12 protein-coding genes are annotated in these 19,885 nt (G+C 40.6%); all 12 read right to left on the bottom strand.

Going from position 1 to position 19,885, the window contains the following annotated elements:
• Positions 1–304 precede the first annotated feature (304 nt).
• The 12 genes from I6E49_RS12350 to I6E49_RS12295 all read right to left on the bottom strand — a co-directional run bounded on the left by I6E49_RS12350 (position 305) and on the right by I6E49_RS12295 (position 19,809).
• Positions 305–1,432, bottom strand: a complete 1,128-nt coding sequence (locus I6E49_RS12350) for an acyltransferase family protein (RefSeq protein ID WP_235402637.1) — start codon at positions 1,430–1,432, stop codon at positions 305–307.
• 178 nt (positions 1,433–1,610) lie between these two features.
• Positions 1,611–1,988, bottom strand: coding sequence for a hypothetical protein (locus I6E49_RS12345; protein WP_235402635.1), 378 nt, complete (start codon positions 1,986–1,988; stop codon positions 1,611–1,613).
• 8 nt (positions 1,989–1,996) lie between these two features.
• Positions 1,997–3,649 (bottom strand): hypothetical protein, encoded by a 1,653-nt coding sequence (locus tag I6E49_RS12340; protein WP_235402634.1) that lies wholly within the window; start codon positions 3,647–3,649, stop codon positions 1,997–1,999.
• An 8-nt stretch (positions 3,650–3,657) separates the two neighbouring features.
• The gene (locus I6E49_RS12335; RefSeq protein WP_235402633.1) at positions 3,658–6,132 is read right to left on the bottom strand and encodes a hypothetical protein; all 2,475 of its coding nucleotides are present in this window, start codon (positions 6,130–6,132) and stop codon (positions 3,658–3,660) included.
• 55 nt (positions 6,133–6,187) lie between these two features.
• Positions 6,188–7,414: a TRAFAC clade GTPase domain-containing protein gene (locus tag I6E49_RS12330; protein WP_235402632.1), complete on the bottom strand. Its 1,227-nt coding sequence runs from the start codon at positions 7,412–7,414 to the stop codon at positions 6,188–6,190.
• An 18-nt stretch (positions 7,415–7,432) separates the two neighbouring features.
• Positions 7,433–9,475 (bottom strand): hypothetical protein, encoded by a 2,043-nt coding sequence (locus I6E49_RS12325; RefSeq protein WP_235402631.1) that lies wholly within the window; start codon positions 9,473–9,475, stop codon positions 7,433–7,435.
• Between the two features lie 32 nt (positions 9,476–9,507).
• Complete coding sequence (locus I6E49_RS12320; RefSeq protein ID WP_235402629.1) at positions 9,508–13,629, bottom strand: hypothetical protein; 4,122 nt, start codon at positions 13,627–13,629, stop codon at positions 9,508–9,510.
• A gap of 233 nt (positions 13,630–13,862) precedes the next feature.
• Positions 13,863–15,422, bottom strand: a complete 1,560-nt coding sequence (locus tag I6E49_RS12315) for a hypothetical protein (protein WP_235402627.1) — start codon at positions 15,420–15,422, stop codon at positions 13,863–13,865.
• A 35-nt stretch (positions 15,423–15,457) separates the two neighbouring features.
• Positions 15,458–15,817, bottom strand: coding sequence for a hypothetical protein (locus I6E49_RS12310; RefSeq protein WP_235402625.1), 360 nt, complete (start codon positions 15,815–15,817; stop codon positions 15,458–15,460).
• A 50-nt stretch (positions 15,818–15,867) separates the two neighbouring features.
• Positions 15,868–17,205 (bottom strand): hypothetical protein, encoded by a 1,338-nt coding sequence (locus I6E49_RS12305; protein ID WP_235402623.1) that lies wholly within the window; start codon positions 17,203–17,205, stop codon positions 15,868–15,870.
• 403 nt (positions 17,206–17,608) lie between these two features.
• Positions 17,609–18,778 (bottom strand): ATP-binding protein, encoded by a 1,170-nt coding sequence (locus tag I6E49_RS12300; protein ID WP_235402621.1) that lies wholly within the window; start codon positions 18,776–18,778, stop codon positions 17,609–17,611.
• Positions 18,779–18,933: 155 nt separating this feature from the next.
• A complete protein-coding gene (locus I6E49_RS12295; RefSeq protein ID WP_235402620.1) occupies positions 18,934–19,809 on the bottom strand; it encodes a helix-turn-helix domain-containing protein in 876 nt (291 codons plus the stop codon).
• Between the last annotated feature and the right edge of the window lie 76 nt (positions 19,810–19,885).

Raw genomic sequence — 19,885 nt, 5'->3', positions numbered from 1 at the left:
GTGTGGGAGGTCGGTAAATGTGAAAATAGGAGGCAAATGCCTTTTATGATTAGCATTTACCTCCTACCCAATTGGTTTCATAAGTATGTATTGTTCCGATAAATATTATGTTGCTTGCGTAAAACGACTCCTTTTGCCTTTCAAATTGGTTCGTCCGATATTTTGTTTTACAGTAAATGATTACAGACTTATAAGATATAGCTATAAAGCAATATATATTACTTTACCATTTATATTATATATACTTGGACATTTATATTATAGATACTTGTCCAAGAATATATAATATACTTTTTATTTTCATCTAAATATGTTTCTTCAGCCATTTTCTTATCGGCTCATCGTAGAATCGCAGACTAAGCCATGCTATGCATATGCTGCATGCCATTGTTGAGATGGCTATGGGCCATGTCTCGCTGAATGTGTATAGCCCGGTCTTGATGAGCCACATATAGAAGGCGTACATCAGCGGATAGTGTATTATGTAGAGCGGAAATGAGATGTCGCCCAAGAAGTGGCAGATGCGTCGAGATGTATTGTCGGTGGTGGTGCCCGAAGCGCCCAGCCATACTATTATAGGGAAAACACCGATGATGCATACTGCTTCGAATATGCCGTTGAGGCTCATTGGTGAGCCTCCGTCTACGAACGGTACATGGAAGATACCAATCAGAATGAGTGAGCATGCCCAGAAAGCGCCACGTACATTCTTTATCGGCTTGAACACTCGCGACATAAGCATACCAATGGTGAGTGGGCATAGCATACGCAGTGTGCCACCAAGCAGATTGGTGGTATCAAGGGTCCAGCCTACGCCTATTGAGCCGTAGCCCGACTGATTGGTCACGGCAAACCATGTCAAGGCACAGCAGAGCAATGCTGTGAGCCATGCCAGGGCGCGTGTAGACAGTCGTCGGATGATGATGGCGTATAGAATGTTGCCTATATATTCGAAGAAGAGCGACCAGCAAGGGCCGTTGAGCGGAAACATCTCACCATTGCCACGCACGTCGCGTTGCATTCCATGCAAAGCCGGAATCATGAGCCATGAACATACGAGGGCTATCAGTGTGAGTAGCAGGGTTGAGTGGGTGCCGTCCCATCGCTCCATACCGGTGAGCAGAAACGACACGGTGCCTATCAGCGCTCCCAGCATCACCATAGGGTGAAGACGTATCAGACGACGACGGAAGAAACCGCCCATTGTAAGCGATTTGCCCCAACGGTCGTCGTAGGCATAGCCAATGACAAAGCCAGAGAGCATGAAGAAGAAGTCGACTGCGAGATAGCCGTGGTTGATAAAGTCGATGACGGGCTTATTGCCTGCAAACTGAAAACCTTCGAATACATGATACCATACGACGAGCATTGCAGCCACGCCACGCAGACCGTCAAGCAGGGCATAGTGGGGTTTTGAGTCGGAAAATGCCATTTCTGTTTGTTGTTTTAAGATTTGGGTTACGTGATTTTAATAGGTGTTATAAGGGCAAAGTTACATATTTAAATCCTAACTTCCTAATATTTTCTTTATATGCCCACTCATTTGTGTATTAAAAGAATACGGGTTCCTCGTTTTGCAAAACGAGGAACCCATACTTAATATAAAACAATCATTCTTCTAAATCGTTTTCCTTTTCATCTTCATCTTCTCCGAATTCCTTCAGAGCGCCTTCAATCTGATTGGTTATACTACGAATGCCATATTGAAATTTTTTCATGGCACCCTTTTGTAATTCTTTGAGGCAACGTGCTTTTAGTTTACCGATTTCTTTTAGTTCTTCATCGGTATACTCGTATTGTTCAATCTGTTCGACAAGCTGTAGGTATTGTTCGTTTGCATCTTCCCACTCTTGGTTGGAATAATCTGAGGAATTCTCTTTTAGTTCCACAGAATAAGCCTCAAGTTCGTCAATCGCAGCTTGTTTCTTATTGCATGAAGACAACAGAGCGCAGAAAGTAAGTAATATTAAAAATGTATTTTTTTTCATATATGATATTACAACTTTATGTTAAGATCTTCGATGATACCAGCTGTTAGTCGGTCTATGCCATAATCTTTAAGTGCAGATACAGCATAGAAATGAAGCGAAGCGTATGTGTTCTCCAAATCCATAACCTCTGCAGCCATACCCATTTGGGTTATGACCATATCCTTTAACTTTGTTTCATTGTCCAACACGTCTTTAGGAATATATCCTGTGTCTGATTTGACGAGAATAATATTCACGTGTATGTTCTTGGTCTTATGTACAAACTGGTCAGACATGGTTTTTACAGTCTGTAGCACATTCGAGAATTTTTCTGTATGCTTCAGTTGTTTTTTTCCAATTATATTGGTCTTGTACCATTTGCCAAAATCACCGGATGTTTCATATTCAGAGAAATCCATTGTGAATGGGTCAATCAAGAACGAAACCGATTCGACATCCTTAAAGAATTGCATATAGTTGGATTCTACACCAGAAGTTGTAAAGAGCTCGCCACCAACATCATTTATGAAGAAATGATAAGGTAAAGGTGCTTTGCCTGGTACAAGAATCTGGAGGCTTCTACGCATGTCATTGACACTTGTCTTAGAAGCGAGTTCCTGTTCTTTACCATTCTTTACGTCAAGTATTATTCTCTGTGCCTCTTTGTTTACATCGTCTGTGAATTGGATTTCGTAGTCATTCTTCATCATATTGCCAATAAAGCGATATGTCAAGCATGTTTTGCCTGATTCTGGCAAGCCTACAAAGGCAATATGTTTCTCAACTCCGGTCTTGTAATTGATGATACGGTCACAATGAGGACATTTTCGTGGCAACTCATCTCTTCCGTTCAGCAGCATTGTCGGCATACTCTCGCCCGTTACGGGATGTGTGACATGGAGTAGTCCATACCAGCTTGGACGCAGTCTAATGGGCAGTTCGACATTCTCTGAGAGGTAAATGGCAGGTTCTGACGGATTATGACAGAAAGGACACGGATGTTTGATATTGTACTTTCGTGTGATGACTGTTTCAACAATCCAAAATACGAATGAGCACAGGAGTGCCAGCACAGCAGCTGCAACACCGATGGCAATAGGAATAGCTGCTATGGTTAATAATGTCAATGAGTATTCTGTCCAAAGATACTGACAATATTCCCATAAGTTCAGTTCGTTGAAAAATTCAAAGCCTGCTTCAACGCATTTGTTTCCCCATGCGGATAATGTATCTTGGTAATATACAATCAATCCACCTATGATTATAGGCAGACATCCGACTGGCCCTCCTCCAAAGAGTGCTATTACTCCACCGACCAAACATATCCAGCCGATGATGATAATAGCCCATATGATGAGCTTTACAATCCAAAGCAACAAATAACCTATACCGCCTACTAGAAACAGGATGGCAGCACCTATTACTGCCGATAAAATTATTGATACTGCAATATGTACAACAAGAATATATGGCTGACGATTGAACATGAACAATCTGCGCATGTTGTTTTCATTGTATTCTCCTTTGATGTTTTCCCAATTTGATTGACATATTGGTGTCGCGAAACTACAAAGAAAAGCAATGAAGCCAAGAACCATAAACGCCCAAAACACCCACGTGTTTGGTTCGTCTGAATAATCTTGAGCCGCTAACGGCATGATAGTCTGTAGATTTAACATGTCTTTTATTATTGAGTTGATTTGTTGTTTTGTTTATCTTTTCTCTTTTCTTCTTTGGTCTCTTCTTTTTTCTTCTTGTCTGTATCATTGGATTTCTTCTTAGACGTGAAGATGTTTTTCATGGAAACAAAGAAGTTCTTCACCTTATTCTTGCGCTTGTATGCATTGTATTCTTTGGCATAGATGCGTGTCATAAGTTTTTCTATGTCTTCGGATTTCATTCCGAATCTCTGGACCAGGTCAAATGCTTCCTTGAAGTCCTTATGGCTTACATCGTGTAATATGGCTGAAATCATATCAATCCACCCCTTGTCTTTTGACGGGACAAGCTTTTCAAGCATCTCTGTTGTCTTTGCTTCACGATTGTACTCTTTGTATTTTTTAGCAACGTCCAATGGTGTGATATCACCCTTCTGAATTTTGGATGCCTCAACAAAAACAGGGAGCAATTCATTGAACAGTTCTTTGTCTTGTTGTTCGTTTATCTCTTTGTATGCCAGTTTCAAACTGGTAGGATTCAGTTGACGAACTTTATCGTAATTGCCTGTTATTTTCAATTCCAGATAGAAAGCAAGAACCTGGAATGATGGGTCTTTTATATTAAGGAAACCTAGTACATTCTGTTTTATTGCATCCAATGCTTTTTGTGGATTGGCTTTGCAACTGGTCTTGAGTTCATTATATAGTCCTTTATACAAACCGTCTTGGTTGTAGTTGGCTTCAACAAGGCGTTTTAATTCAGGGTTCTTTTTAAGAACTGCTGACAATTGCTCTATAGTACCAACAGTTGAATATGATGCCTTGTTGGTGATGATAGAATGGTAGAACATTGGAGCATACTGCTCGTTTTCAATTCTGGCTTCAAACTCTTGAAGGAATTTGTATTTCGTTGATGTTTTAGCCAAATAGTGGTCCATATATGGCCATACTACTTTGAATGGTTTTAGCTCTTTCTGAAGAATTTGTATAAAGAACTTCACTTTTGCATCTTCATTGTCACCGTGAATGTCATCTATAATAGTATAGAATATTTCACTCGACATATTGCGATACATAAATCGCTTGAAAAGCACATTGTTCTTGTTTTTCAATTCTTCGTCACTCAAAAACCACTTGTAAAGATGCAGCATATATGAATCGAGAGTGTTGGTGTCAACATATTCGTTCTTGCTTTCAAAAATTGTCTTGACAAAGAATTTCTGAATACCTTTCAGAGATAATTTGTCAATTGATTTTTTGAAAAGATTTATGTCAGAAAGCAATACGCTACAAACATTCTGTTTTACATTGTATGTAATGTCGTCAAGATAGAATCCAGCAGAAGAAAGATGATTGTATTCTTCTATCAGCTTGATTATATCTTGAGCTGTTGCGTCATTCATTGTCTCTGTTACAACAATATTGAAACGCTCGGCATTCTTCTTGTTTTTCTTAGTATATGAACATAGAACATTAAGAAACTCATCATTCAGTTTGCCATTTGAGTCTTTTAGATTGTCATATGTAAAGTTGCCAGGTTGTATACAATAGCAGAAGAAAGAGTCGATAGTTGACTTGCTAAGAGATTTTACTATAGAGTATTCTGGCATCATCAGCCATTTGAGCGTGTCGTATACATCGTCCTTATTGGCTGCAAATGAGGAGCACACCAAGTTCTCCAAATCTCTGCTGAATGTTTTTGCTTCGTCTGTATCAGGCATTGCTGCAGAGTCAATCTCTATGTAATCATAGAGACCGGGATAAATCTGGTGTGGATAATCTTCATGTATAAAGAAAATATCAAAATAGTCGTTAACACCTTGGCTGCGCAGATTTACATATATACGGACATTCTTGGCTGATTCAGGTTCGAGCATTCTGTATAAATCAGCGGTAAGCTTAAGTGCTTTGTCCTTGCCTGCTTTCACGACAAGTTTTTTGCCTTCTTTATGTGATTTTAGATATGTAAAGAACAACTTTACGACTTCTTTGTCAAGTGCATCTACAAGTTCTGCATTGAAAGGCTTTTCTTCTATAGGAAGAGCCGGTTGGGCTCCAACGGATATCTCCTTCATCTCTTCATTGTCCTCTCGTGGTTGCACTGATTTTGGGATGAAGTGATTGGATTCTGCTAACGACTTTTCGTACAGAATTTCATATGCCTGACTCTTAGGTGTGGAATCAAATACATAGTAATCGATGACATAGTTACCTGGACGAGTGGGCATACCATTCTTGTAGAAGCTATAGTCAAAACCAACATAGGCGCGTCTGGCAATTACGTAATACACTTTGCCTTGTTCATCTGTGATATTGGTTATTGCATAGTTTTTAGCAATAGTCTCTATAGCCGATGGATTCTCCTTCATCTTTGCTGGTGAAGGCTTGTCCTCATACGACTCCCAATCATCGGTAAAGAACTTGATACCCCTAATTGCCTTAAGCAACTGTTCTGGAGTATTTTCTGTAGCGGTTCTAATACCAAATCCGACTCCTCCGTCCATTGGCTTTTCGGACGAGTTGTATATAATATGATAATACTTCATGTCTCTATGTGTTTTATTGTTCTACAGGAATACCAAAACCGCCAAGCTTGTGCAGAACCCAGATTAATGGATCCATAACTCGGAATGGTTTTACGTCTTGATCTTCCGAAATGTCAATTTGCAGGTTCTCGTTGGTCATGGCACCCAGAGCCGAGACTCCGAAGAATCGGGCATTGTCACCCCATTTCTTTACTACGTCATATCCAAGCTGACCTTCGTCCCAATGGCTTTCCATATAACTCTTAATCATATCGCTCGCCTCATCGATCTCGCGTAGTGATAATTTGCCGGTATGTATGAACGAACTGTTGTGTTTGAATGGTTCAATGTCAAACTCAAGGTCTTCTTGATTCTGAATTACAGCATCAAACTTACTCATCACAAAAGCAAAAGGTCGCTTGTAGAGATGGTTGTTGTCTGTGGCAAAGTTGTTAAGAGCATCCATCGTATCGCTAAATGGAGTGGCCTGGTCTTGATTGACGATGTGCTTTCGGCTGAGAATTCTTTGGATATAAGGCAGAGACAGAGTGTCGAGCAAAACAATTACAGCCCTTGACTTGTCAAGATACTTGGCGTTTCTTCTGATTTCCTCGGGGTCTTTAAAACTCTCACCTGCAGTATCGTAGAACACTAAGTATACTGCCTTTTTTGTCGCATGGCTTTCAAGACGGAATATCCATGGGATAGGATGTACTGTCGTAGCTGTTTTAGCTACAGGGGTGTGATATTTGAATATTGAGTCTTTTGCCTTTTCATAAAGGTTGCGTGTATATTCAGCTTTGTTTCTACCTACAAGTTGTGGCAGAATCTGTCCCAATTGCAATTTGTAGCCGTATTTTTGCAATTGGTTGATTAACGCAACAATGTAGTTTGATTTGCCACTTGCAGGACCACCGATTACCGAGATGATTTCAGAACCCTTCTCTATCATTTCTGTTGGAAGCCAGTTGTTGCAATGAGGACATACAAAGCGTGAAGAGTTGGCTCCACACTGGTCGCACTTGCATGGTTTGGGCTTATACCCCCTGATTCTGTCCAGAAAACTGATGTTGGGACTGAACACATGCTTTGACATGACATTCTCATCCCAATGTTCGTTGAAGAGTCGGTTTTCTTCGCGCTCACATATTTCTTTTGGTTTGCCGTCAATTGTGCGTGTTGCAAAATTATCGCACTGTACCATCACCTCAGTATTGTCAAAGGTTTCAAAGCAGTACGGACAAAGAATAGATTTTCCCATTGTATTATTTTATAGATTTTATAATGTTATCATTCCACCACCACTGACATCAAAGCGGTTGATAGGTATCTTGTCGTTTTCGTGTGGCCAGAATTTTACAAATATTGATTTGGCGTTTTTCTCCAATCCTATTGTATTGAAATCAAGATTTGTTTCTACTACCATTCCTTCTGCACCTTTATCTACATCTATAGCGAATATGCCGTAACGTCCTTCAGGTATTTTTGTTATAACCTTTGGGCTTACAATAAGAACGCCACGGCATGGTAGTGGCTTGTCGATGCTTAGTTTTATATCGACACTTTTTTTGGCGCCAATGCCAAGGAATCCACCTGTAGATACAAGTTTTACGGTGATAGTTCCGCTAATTGTTTCAATATCCAATATCGGCATCGGTTCCATCGTCAGATCCTTCATTTCGTCAACAATGTTTCTTCGACCGGTCAGGGTGGATTCTGCTTCGAACTGTTTTTTCAGTTCCTTGTATCTCGGATATAGGTCTCTGTATTTTTGTACCGATATTCTGAGCGATTCCGGCAGATTCCTTAGTTCGTCAGCCTTTGCATTAAGTTCTCGCAATTCCTTTTCACCGTTTCTTATGGAATTAACAATCGGCTCAACTTCTTTCAGCTGTTTCAGATCAATAAGAAGCGAGTTGCTAAGTTCAATACTTTTCAGTATTTCAATAGCTTCGTTCTTAGAGATTGCCAATTCATCGCTTGTTGACATTTGTTCGATAAGGTCAGAGGCCTCACTGAACTTGCTTTGACGCATCAATGACTTCCATGATTCGTGCAAATCGAAGTTACGTTCATTAACGGCGTTTACAGCAGTCTTGATGTTGTGGACGGTACCATTGATATTGTCGCGCAGCGAGCCAAGGATTTCTGCATTATGAACGTATGTTCTGATTCTTTCTCGTTCATTGGCTTTGTCCATGAAGATTCTTTCAAGATGCAAAGAATCCTCCACATATGTAGAGTATTTTACATTATAACGTCCTAAAGCCTCCTGAATGGCGTTGTCATTAAAGAACGTGTACTTGCCATCGCTTGATGTTACGCTGACACAATCCTTCATAAATACTTCTTCTTTGAAAACGTCACCAATAAGAATTGTATGCAGATGCTTGTTGATGATATTCTCTTTATAGAATTTGTAAATACCATTTATTGTGTTGCGGATGGCCTCTTTTTCAATCAGATTCAGTTGTTTGCCGTCAATTTGTACTGGGGGATACAATTTGGCTGGGTTGAGTGAATAATGAAAATTGTCAACCCAGAAGTCTTCGTCGCCGTTTCTGTCTTGTAGCCAAGTGTCTGCGAACTGCATTTGATAGGCATATTCCTTTTCTTTTTGCGTTGGCAGAAGCATATGGTAATTCTGCTCAAAATAGTCTACCACTATTTTGGCTATAGCCTCCTTAAGAAACTCGCTGCCCTTTTTCTTAAGTCTTAATGGTTCGTCTCCCTGCATAAACTGATTGCCACACCATGTTTGTATTGACAGCAGAATATCCTTGCCTGCAGATTGGACTATCAGCAATTGGTCGCCAAAAGCAGGCGATAGTGTTTGGTAGTCGTATACAATCTTGTCCGAAAGCAGATTGTTCATTTCAATGCTGTAGCTACGTACACGTCCTAACTTTTCGTTTATGTAATCAACAAATGCTCTGCGTGCCTTCAATGGGATTACTGTGGAGAAATTGAGAACGACCTCAGGGGTTTCAGTGAAGAGAGTAGCATTTGACCATTCGCGTAATTTAGTGATTATGCGTGACAAGTCTAGCAAATCAAGGTATTTGTATGACTCGCCTGGAACTTTATCGTTATTCTCCACATGCTTCCAAAAGTCGCCATAGAAACCCTCTCTGCCAGCATCAAAATTGGCTTTGTTTGACTCTGTTGCATCAAACATACCATTGCTGGAAGTGCGTGAAAAAAACAGCCACAACCGTCTTAAGGCCTGTTGGTCGATATATTTGTTTATGTTTCCGGAATCACCGACTCCAATAGGAATAATGAAGTCGGTGTCCAGATACAATTGAAGGTATTTTGCCATATTATTTCAATGTTCAAATACGATAGGGTTTGTTAACTGTTGGAGAAGACTTCCTTAAGAAGTACTTCTTCAAGATAATACAACGCTGTAGCAATAAATACAGGCATACGGTAAGAGTCTTCGTTGCCGGCCTTGATATTCTCGGTATATTTACGGAATTCGGTGTCCTTGACGATGAAATTGCGCACATTGCGTACATCCTGTATTTTGCTTGCAAGGTTTGTTGTGCGAGGATAAATGTTTGTGGCGTGACCGACAAACTGGATGAAAGTATCCATGAACTCAGAGAAGTTTTCAAACTTCTTAGGCATAGAGATACTGCCTTCATACTCGTAGAAGTTGTCATCAACCAGTGAGAGTTCATTGAGGGTTATGCCATTACGCTGAATGCCTACTTCACCAATAACCTCCTGTTTGCGAGCATCGTATTCGTTTGATGTGCTTTGTCCGCGCTTGCCGTATATATTGCGGCGGTTGGCATCTATGCCTTTTATCTCATGACGCGAAACAAGACCTCTTGCTACCTCCGATTTGTTTTCAGAGTTCTCGCTGTTACCATACTGCTCGTCGTGACTATTATCGAATATGCAGACGATAGGTTTGTAATCGGCACCACGTCCGAATGCTTCGTTAATAGCCTCATTTTTCAGTCCTACTTCGAAACAGGCATTAAGGTAGGCCTCTACCTCAGCAGGCTTGAAGGTGAAGAACAGCCATTCGAACAGGCGTCCGCCCTTGCCGAAATAACGTAGGTGCACCTCTTCTATCTTGTCCAACTTTTGGTTTATGATAGCATTGCGCACTAACATGCCAGAGTATGACATAAGAGCGCCTACAATATATGCTGGCAGAGTGAAAACGAAAGGCACGTCATTCTTAAGATAGCCATAGAACTTCTTGAATTCGGCATCTCCATGAAGCTGGTCGAATATGTTGTTCAGGTAGTATGGCGCTCTTAATGGATCAACCTCGATACTGTCAATATCTTCAACCTTGATGTGTGTTTCCTTCGATGCATGGAAGTTTCTAATGCAGTCGCGGAACTTCTTGGATCCGATGATTGCATCAAAAAATACACCTGCAGCCATACGTACAGAACATTGGGTAAACAGTCTACGGTCAGTTCCTCCTCGTTCAGCAGTATCGGCAGCCGACTGGCGACTATGAGTTGATACGTTATTGACCGTTTGGGCGTGGCGTACTGTCTTAGCACCAGAGTTAGACTTAAGAAGGTCTATGATTTCATGTCTACTAAGATCGTCAAGGTCAGCTGTATTAGCAAGGCCTCGTTGACGGGCAATATCACAAAGTTCTTTTCTGCTCAGTTCATCGTAGTCTATTGCAGCACCAGTTTCGTTCGCCTTTAGGAAGTCAATGATTTCTGATCTGCTCAGCTCGTCAAGGTCAACCTTACCAGCAAGACCACGTTCACGAACAAGATCACAAAGTTCTTTACGGCTGAGTTCGTCATAGTCAACTTGAGCGGGACATTCATTGGCTTTTAGGTATTCAATGATTTCTGATCTGCTCAGCTCGTCAAGGTCAACCTTACCGGCAAGACCACGTTCGCGAACGATGTCGCAAAGTTCCTTACGGCTCATTTCATCATAGTCAACTTCAGCTTGTGCTTCGTTAGCTTTAAGGAAGTCCACTATCTCACTTCTGCCAAGTTCATCAAGTTCTACTTTACCTGCAAGACCCCGTTCACGAACAAGGTTGCATAGTTCTTTACGACCGAGTTCATCGTAGTTGGTTTGAGGGGATGTAGCTGTAATGTCGTGTGCAGTTTGAGCAATATGATTGTCAATGGGACGATTTTCAGTCTCATGAACTTGCTGGGCTTCTTTTCCAAGCACAAGTATATCTGATGTAGAACCGCCTATGTCAATACCTACAAAAAGATTGTCGGGCTCAAGTGATATTTTTTTGTCAAGGAAGTATGAACATACAGCTTCAGCTTCGGTGAAGGAGTTCTTTTCCTTTACGCAATAATTAGGACAAGGTGATGGAATGTCTGCAAATATATCTTCCAAAGCACTCATGTCTCTAGAGCCCATAGCACTCGGGTATGACCAATTTAATGTTTGTGGATACAGGTTTTCTGCAAACAAGTCTGCGCATATCTGAATCCATACCATTTTCATGAAGGCCTTCTTTCTGCGTGTACCGTCATTGTCAACGAGCCATTTCATATTGTAATGAAGTTTGCCGGCATTGGTGGTAATATCATAACGGTTCATGCTCTTGACCGTAATGTTTGTTTCGTTAACGGGCACACCTCCAACCAACTCTTCACCCATCTTTGACGGATCAATAAACATTTGATCGTGTTCATGTAGCCATGACTTGATCTGGCCATTCTTATTGATCGGTTCTTCGTTTGAGATGAAGAGCAGTTCATTGGGTTCAGCAGTGTCAATGGGTTTATTGTCAAATCCAATTATGGCTAAACGTCTATTTGTAAACGGAATAGGTCGAATGTCGTTAGAGCCTTGACCGCAATAATATGCACATGAGTTGGTACTACCGAAGTCAAATCCTACTGTTGTTGGTGAAAGGTTATCTGAATCAGGAATGGTTTGCATGCCTTGAGGTGTATCAAGGGTATTGTAGCTTACTTGACGTACAACAAGCCATCCTAAGTCATATATGCCATTACCTATACGCTTGCGTATTTTGATTCTACGCAAGGGCTTGTTTGTCCTGATGATTTCGTAGGCGTGCGCATCGGTTGTAGCTGTTGCCGGATACTTAATCATCTTAAGGAATGCGTCCTTTGACCATGATTCTGTATTGTTCATGTCTTCAATGTCGGCCATGTCTTCGAAGACAGGAACCATCTGGACATCCTTTGTGGCATTTGTAGGGAACTCACTATAATAGTAGTATTTCTGCCATTTTGAAGAGCAGAAGTTGGGCCATGCGAACACTTTCTTTGTCTGATCTGGAGTTTCCACAATAAATGAACGATTACGTATATTGACCCACTCGCCTTCTGCATCAATGCGTGCTTTAAGATAAACGTCAACTCGTTTTCCGTTCTTTTCTGCCTGTATCTTTACGTTCTCATTAGTACCTTCAATGATTGGTACAAATTCCTGCTTGAATACATCTGTAAGAGCATATTCACTAAGAGGAACTGCGAGAAACCAAGTCTTGCCGTTTTCTTCTGCTTTTATAAAATGTATAGGCGACATGCGGTAATCGTGCTCCATTCGTGAAGTAGGCTTTCCTGATCTGTCGGTCATTGGTATTGCACAATCACGCCATAGGGCAAGATAGTCACTACTTATGAACAGACTTTCCACATCTTTAACAAGAACCTCGTGATTTTCCTGACTCAGTTCGGATTTTTCAAAAGGTTTGGTGTAGAAAGCATTATTTCTCCAGTAGTATGCTGCTTTTATGTTAAGAAGTTCGCCAAGCGGACCTTCTGGTCTCTTGTGGTTTACGGGAATGTTTTTCGATCTCTCGGCAACATTGCCCAATATGATACGGATCTCATCCATCCATGCAGCTATAGCAGCATTGAGAACTCGCTCTACAATATTATATCTTGCATCTGTAGTACTTGGTGAGTTTTCGTTGTTGTGAGAACTTTCCCAAATACCCTTTAAAGTCTCAATATAATTTGAAGAGTTCTTTTGAACACCATTCAAGAATGAGTAAAGCTTCTTCAGATTGTTGAAATGCTTATCATTGAATTTGGCTTCACCTTCCTTGTAATATGTTTCAAATTTTATGTCTGCAGGATCTTGGAATTTGCCGTCAACAATCCAGTATATTCTTTGTTCATCAACGGGCATCATGTAATTCATTCCAGAGAAAAGAATACTGAAGGGAGATGTACCACCTACAGGATAACGTTGGTCGCCGTTATGATAGTAGAGAATCTGCATTTTAGGTCTCTCCAACTGTCCCTTTTCGTACTTCCATAAAGCTTCATTCTCGAAGAGCATTTCAGCATATGTACTCAGTATGTCGAATTTTCCTGAACGTCTAGTTATATCCTTGGATACAAGCTCTATAGGTTTTGTCAATTCGAAATCTTCAGGATAGAGAACGTATGCTGCAATCAGTCCACGCCATTCGCTGCACAAGAAAGAATAGAACTGAGACAAGGTTCTTGTATCGGTCTTATCTTCTTTTGCCATAATGGCATGCTGGGTAAGATGTACTCTTGCCCAGGGTGATGGTACGCTCGAAACTAAAAGATTAAACTTTGCTGCATCATTCAGTTCACCGCCAGTGGTATCTATACTATCGATAAACTGTTCAGGCATTCCCATTTTTTCCCATGAATTCGGCTTTGCCTGCTGTGTGTCATGACCTTTGATACACTTTGGTAAAAGGTTATTTGTTATTGCCATTTTCAGTAGTGTATAAGTTAGAAACCATAAAGTTTAGTAAAGGTATCGTATGTACGCTTCAATAGTGCAGATACGGCAGTTTTGTCGCTGTCGCCAAAAACGTTATCTCCGAATTCTTTTTTGAATGTATCATAAGCGCTACTGATAAGACTTACAGAGTAGTGGTACTTTGATGTTTCGGGGAAAAGTTTTTCGTTGTATTTGAATTTTCCTGCAGTATTTGGTGCCGTACTGTATGCTGCTTGATTAAAGAGAAAGCCTTGGTAGCCTTGTTCTATAGCCGATTCCTGCATTTGTTTTATCCAACCACTGCCAGGCTCTTTTTCGTCAAGACATTCCAAATCATAGAACATACGGAAGAAGTCGCGAATATCCTTGACATTTTCTTCTGTCAATGCCCTGAATGATTCATGTCTTCTTCTATTGTTTGCAAAATCCTGTGGTCCGAAAAGGAATGCAGAAGCCATCATAATACCGCATTTTTGTGCGAATTTGTCTTTGTCTGTGCCAAAGAACGACTCAAAAGAAAGACTGTTATTGTCGTCGGATGACATCGTGCGGTAGAATATCTCTGCTTCATCTCCAAATACCGGTTTGTCCATATGGGCTTTGGCATTCTGATAGAAATCATATGCTGCAGAAGCTGCTGCCAGTTCGATATAGTCTTCAGGATTGCGTTGCGCATCACCTCCAGTCACACTTTCAGCATCGCGACGCGATACATTTCGTGGCTTTTCTCTACCGATCATATATAGTCTCTTATAAGTAGATCTTACAGTTTCGTCTTCATTGTAGAATGAAAGGGCTGCTTGTGAGTTCAGTGCAAATTTGTCTGAGGTTGCAAAAACGGAGTCAGTTGTATTTGGTGCGTCAAAACTGAAATAATTGGTCAGCATTACGGTTCCAAACATATTCTTAGAGAGCAGGTCGCCTTGACCATCTTTCGAAAGGATTTTGGCTGCTTCTTGTAATGCATGAGGTAGTACGGGGATAGAAGAGGCACCTGTTCCTCCGAATACGGAACCAAACAAGAATACTATACTTCCGGGTGTAGTCATAAGATTTTCTACATATCTTACGAGGTCTGATCCCTTTCCTTTGTTCTTGTATGCTTCTTCTTTAATGGCATGATACATTAGCATGGATCCCATTTGGGTTTGGGCTCTGTAGCCATGCTGCAGATCCATTTTGCGCATTTCTGGTGTTAGGAAAAGGTCTACAAGGTCGCTTTCCTGCCATTTTACACCATCGTCGTCATGGGTTGAGGCTTGAGCATCACTATAATGTGCAACTATATCGTAGTTGGTGCCGGCGCTGTAATCTGGTGAGAATGTATAATAGTTAATCTTTGCTGAGAACAAAGTGTTTGAAGCAACTCCGTCGCGGTCTGAAGTTATTCTATTATAATTGCCAATAAGGTTTTTCAGTCTCTTAAAGTTACCGTTCTTGTAGTCAGTATCAAGAGCCAGTAGGTTTATCTCGGTATCATCAAACATGCCCATTGCGCAGAGGTGTACAACACACTCTGCGCAACGCATGCCAGTTCCACCTATAGCAATGATATTGTATACGTTCATTGTTAATAGATTTTACAGTTATACAATAACAGGCTTTAGAACATAGAAGCCAATTTTGTGTCTTTTTTCTGAATTTTGCATATTATGAATGTTACAATACCGTAGATAACAACACCTACGATGGCTGCACCTATCATATGCATAATGTACTCGCTTACGAACTGAGCTTTTTCGATTCTTTTCATCCATGTGAAATAATCAATTCCAAGGCTCGTGAACAATGAAGCGACTCCAAGAATCCAGAACCATGTTTTACGCTTTGCGGGTGAATTGTCATATGCACCGGGCTGCCATGAAATAAGATTAGCTACAATAAGAATTAAAACCATGAAAACTATACCAACGATAGCGTCTGTCATGTAAGTTGCAATCTCAGCTTGGTGAAGCTGAGCCATTGTTGTGATTTTTGTAACCATGTTATTTGTGATTTATTGATTAGTTAATGTTAAAGTGTAAATGTCGATAGGTAAACAGTATATATTATAGGGTCACCGCTATTTTCAGGACTTATAGACGGGTCAAGGAGAGTCTGTTTCAAACTTTCGTATATCGAAGTGTTGTATCCCCATGGAGAATCGAATTTAAATTTACCTCCAATATTTTCATTGTCAGTAAAGTTTTCTTTTGACTTCTTTACGCAAATGTCAATTCTTAGAAGGTTGCCCGATGTCCCATTTAGTGAAGAACCGTCAAAGTCAGGATGCAGTTTGACAACTACGTTCCCTTTCTTCCATGCAGCTTCGTCAATAACGAACATGTTTTCTAATGGTTGTGGTAGCGTAATCTTGTCTTTTTTAGGATTGAAATTTTCATACAAATCGCTTATCTGATAACATTTTACTTCAATCTCTGAAGGTTTATATGCATCGACCTCTGTAACTTCTATGTCAATTCCCTTGAAGAAGAAGTCGCCACCCTTTATGGCATTTCCATTATCGTCTGTTGCATTGAGTACATATTTCTGAACATCATCCCACGCTGCATCCATTGTATGGCATTCGTATGACATTGCCGGATTGATCTCAGCATCGGGAGTTATGAGAAGTTGCTCATTGAAAAGAACTCCTGAATTTCCGACTTTGGCTGAAGGAATGCCACTATAGAGGTGTACCATCTTTACTGCATCGTCCTTGGGGGCATTGCGTGAGAATATCTCCTGGATATTATTGTCTAAACGATGGTCTGTAAAGAGCATATAGTATCTGTTCTTTGTGAAACCTGCGGATGTATAAGGCTCGCTATAAACGTAAATGTCATGTCCGTCGTTTAGCCATTTCTTAAACTCGTCTGCAAGATATGGATTGTTAAGGTTTGCACCAATGCCCTGCTGGTAGAATTCTCCGTCAGTGATAAGTATAGCCTCTCTTTTCTTCAAAAGGATACTGTCTACTGCTCCCTTTATGTTAGAGTAGTCGACATTGGTGATGGAGTTTAGCAACTGATGAACTTTCATCTTGTCATTGCTCTCGAACGTTATGTCATTACCTTTAATAGAATAATAATTCGGAGTACAGGCAATAATAGCAGGTTGTACGCTTTGATAGTATTTTGAACTGGCAGCTGTAGTCATGCAGTCTGAATAGTCAATATACAAATCAACGCAGCTACCGCCTTTATTACTCTTGTCAGTGGCAAGCTTGTTTGAGAAACTTTTTGTGGTTGAATAATGAAAATCTTTGATCTTACTTAAGTCTTCAACTCTGGAAGAGCCACATGAGACGAACATTGCCGTCATGGATGCAAATAGAACAGTTGCACCGAATTTAGAAAAATAATTTTTCATATTTGTTATTTTTTTTGTTTAATCTCCTAATAATGTAGAAATTGCGTTATAGATTCCAAGGAAAATAAGCAGCCAGCCTATAACCTTGCAAGCCATAACCTTTTGTTTCCTGGCTTTGTTTTTCTTGCTGCCAGAAATGAAATTAGGTACTATAATCCATATGATTATTCCGAGAATAATCAAGATAATTGCGGCATTCATATTATTTTAGGTTTTTGGAAATATCATAGTCTGCAATCCTTTTTTAAGGATGCAGACCGTTATTATATTTGGGTTAATGAATGTTAGTTATATGCAAAGATACGTCAATTTTTTGGAAAAGCACAAGAGTAAATATAAAAAATAGCAGTGGTCAAGTAAAAATTATTGTATTTGTTAATATTTTCTTTAATATTATGTGATATCAATACAATAGTCCGAAAGCCCATAGTGGAAGTACATTGGCATAGCCTGTTTCAATGTCATCTTTCACCACATATCCATTGTTGACTTCTGAAATCTGTTTCTGTCCCTTTTTACGTCCGCCAATTTCAAAAGTCATGCCGTCCACAAGAAAATCGGATACAGGCGAACACATTACATCACCTGCAATACGCATTTGGTTCATAAAGAATGTTTCTCTTATATTGCCTATGTCTGCCCGTTTGGGAGCAAGCACATATATAAGATTGGTATTGTCCAGATATATTTTTTCGGTTTTGCCAAGACCTCTAATGCCACCTACAGCATCTCGCAGTTGGGCTATCATTCCTGCACGCTCCATATACATCAGATAGTCTTGAATATAGTTGCGGTTTATACCTGTCACATCAGCCAGTTTTTGCATAACTGGCTTAAATGGTACACTTTCAGCCACAACCATAAGCAGTTGTTTCAGTTTTCTGCCAACTGATACATTAGTGTTCAGATATATAGGAATGTCGCTTTCCATCGTTTGTACTACAACTTGCATCAATTCTATATCGTATGCAGCATCACTGCCAAACGGATAATATCCTCGTCGCAAATAGTCATGAAACAATGGTAGTGGATGGTCTATTCCAGGAATCTCATACTCATGGTGTAAGAGTTTTTCCATATTGACAACATCCATTTTTATGCCATGGAATAAGTGTAGGTATTCTCTAAACGATAGTCCCTGCATCTCATATATTGGAACACGACGACTGAGGTCGGCCATGCCTTTGGTTATTTCAAGGATGGAAGACCCCGAAATGACTAATTGTAAATCCGAGTAACTGTCAAATATCTGCTTCACTTCGGCCGACCATCCGTCGTACTTGTGAATCTCGTCAATGAAAAGATGTTTGCCTCCCATTTTATAGAAGCGGTCAGCTAAATCTACAAGAGTGTGTGATGTAAAATAAAGATGGTCGGCCGATACATAAAGTGTGTTCTTTATTTCCAATTGCGTCTTGATATGTTGCAAGAGCATTGTTGACTTACCAACGCCTCGCGGTCCGACCAGTCCGAAGGCGTGTCCTCTCCATTCTATTTCCCCATACTTATATCTTACTAAGTCGGTAGGAGTTTCGTTGAGCTTGCGCTTGAAATATTCAAATAATTGTTCCATATCATCTGCTTTTTTTGCAAATATACTTAATTTTGCATAAAAACTATGCGGTTTTGAGGGATTTCTGCATGAAATCTATGCAGTTTTTACTGAAAACTGCATAAGAATCATGCAGTTTATGACTTCTGACTATTTTGTGGACTTTAAACAATGGGTTATGTGTCATACTTTTTTTGCCTATAGTTCACTGGCGACATTCCCACTTGTTTCTTGAAGAATGTGCCGAATGCTGAGGCATTGGGAAAGTTCAGTAGGTCGGCTATTTCCTTAATGCTCTTGTCGGTAGTGGTTATTAAGAAAATGGCTTTTTTGGTTATAGCCTTGAACACCAATTGCTGTACGCTGCTGCCCGACACCGACTTGACGAGCGACGTAAGATATTTGGGCGACAGACACAGACGGTCTGCATAGAACTTTACGCCACGCTCATGGGTGTGATATTGGTCAATGAGTTGCATCAGCTGCATGTAGGTCTCGAGTTTGCGGCTTGAGGCATTGTCGCCGTCTTTTGATATTTCTCGGAATATACCACAGAGCCGGTAGGTGAGCGACAGCAGTAGCAGTCGGCGCTCATTGGCTGCGAATACGTTGTCGTCGCTGTTGCCTACAGCCAGCAGTTCGGAATATTTTGTCAGCTCGCTTTCGTGTCCGGTGTGCATTACCCAGCAGTCTCGTGGATTGAGCATCTCGATGAATTTCATTCCGACAATGGTGCTGCCCAGAATGTCGCGTATGGAGTCGACACTATATAGAATGATTACCACAGAGCAGTCGTTGCTGTGGCTGGTGATGGAGAAGTAAACGTCGCGCGACAGAAATGCCGTCTCGTCCTTGTTTACCACATACTCCACATTATTGCAACTGATTTTGAATTTGCCCGATGTACACACAATGATGCCCACATCGGCAACCTTATAGTTGTCGAAAAATACCTTTGGAAAAGAATTTATATTACCACACGAACAGCAGATGTCCTCATTGTTGGCCATCTGCTGTTCGAGTATATCAATGCCGTTATTGCTATTCTTCATCGCTCCTGCCGTATGTTTGTGGCAAAGTTAGTGAAAAATATTGAATAATCCAAATAAAAAGCCCCACCCCCAGCCC

This window comes from Leyella stercorea (assembly GCF_021531655.1).
Note: the sequence above shows the minus strand (reverse complement) of the source record. Positions and strands in the feature narration are given on the sequence as shown.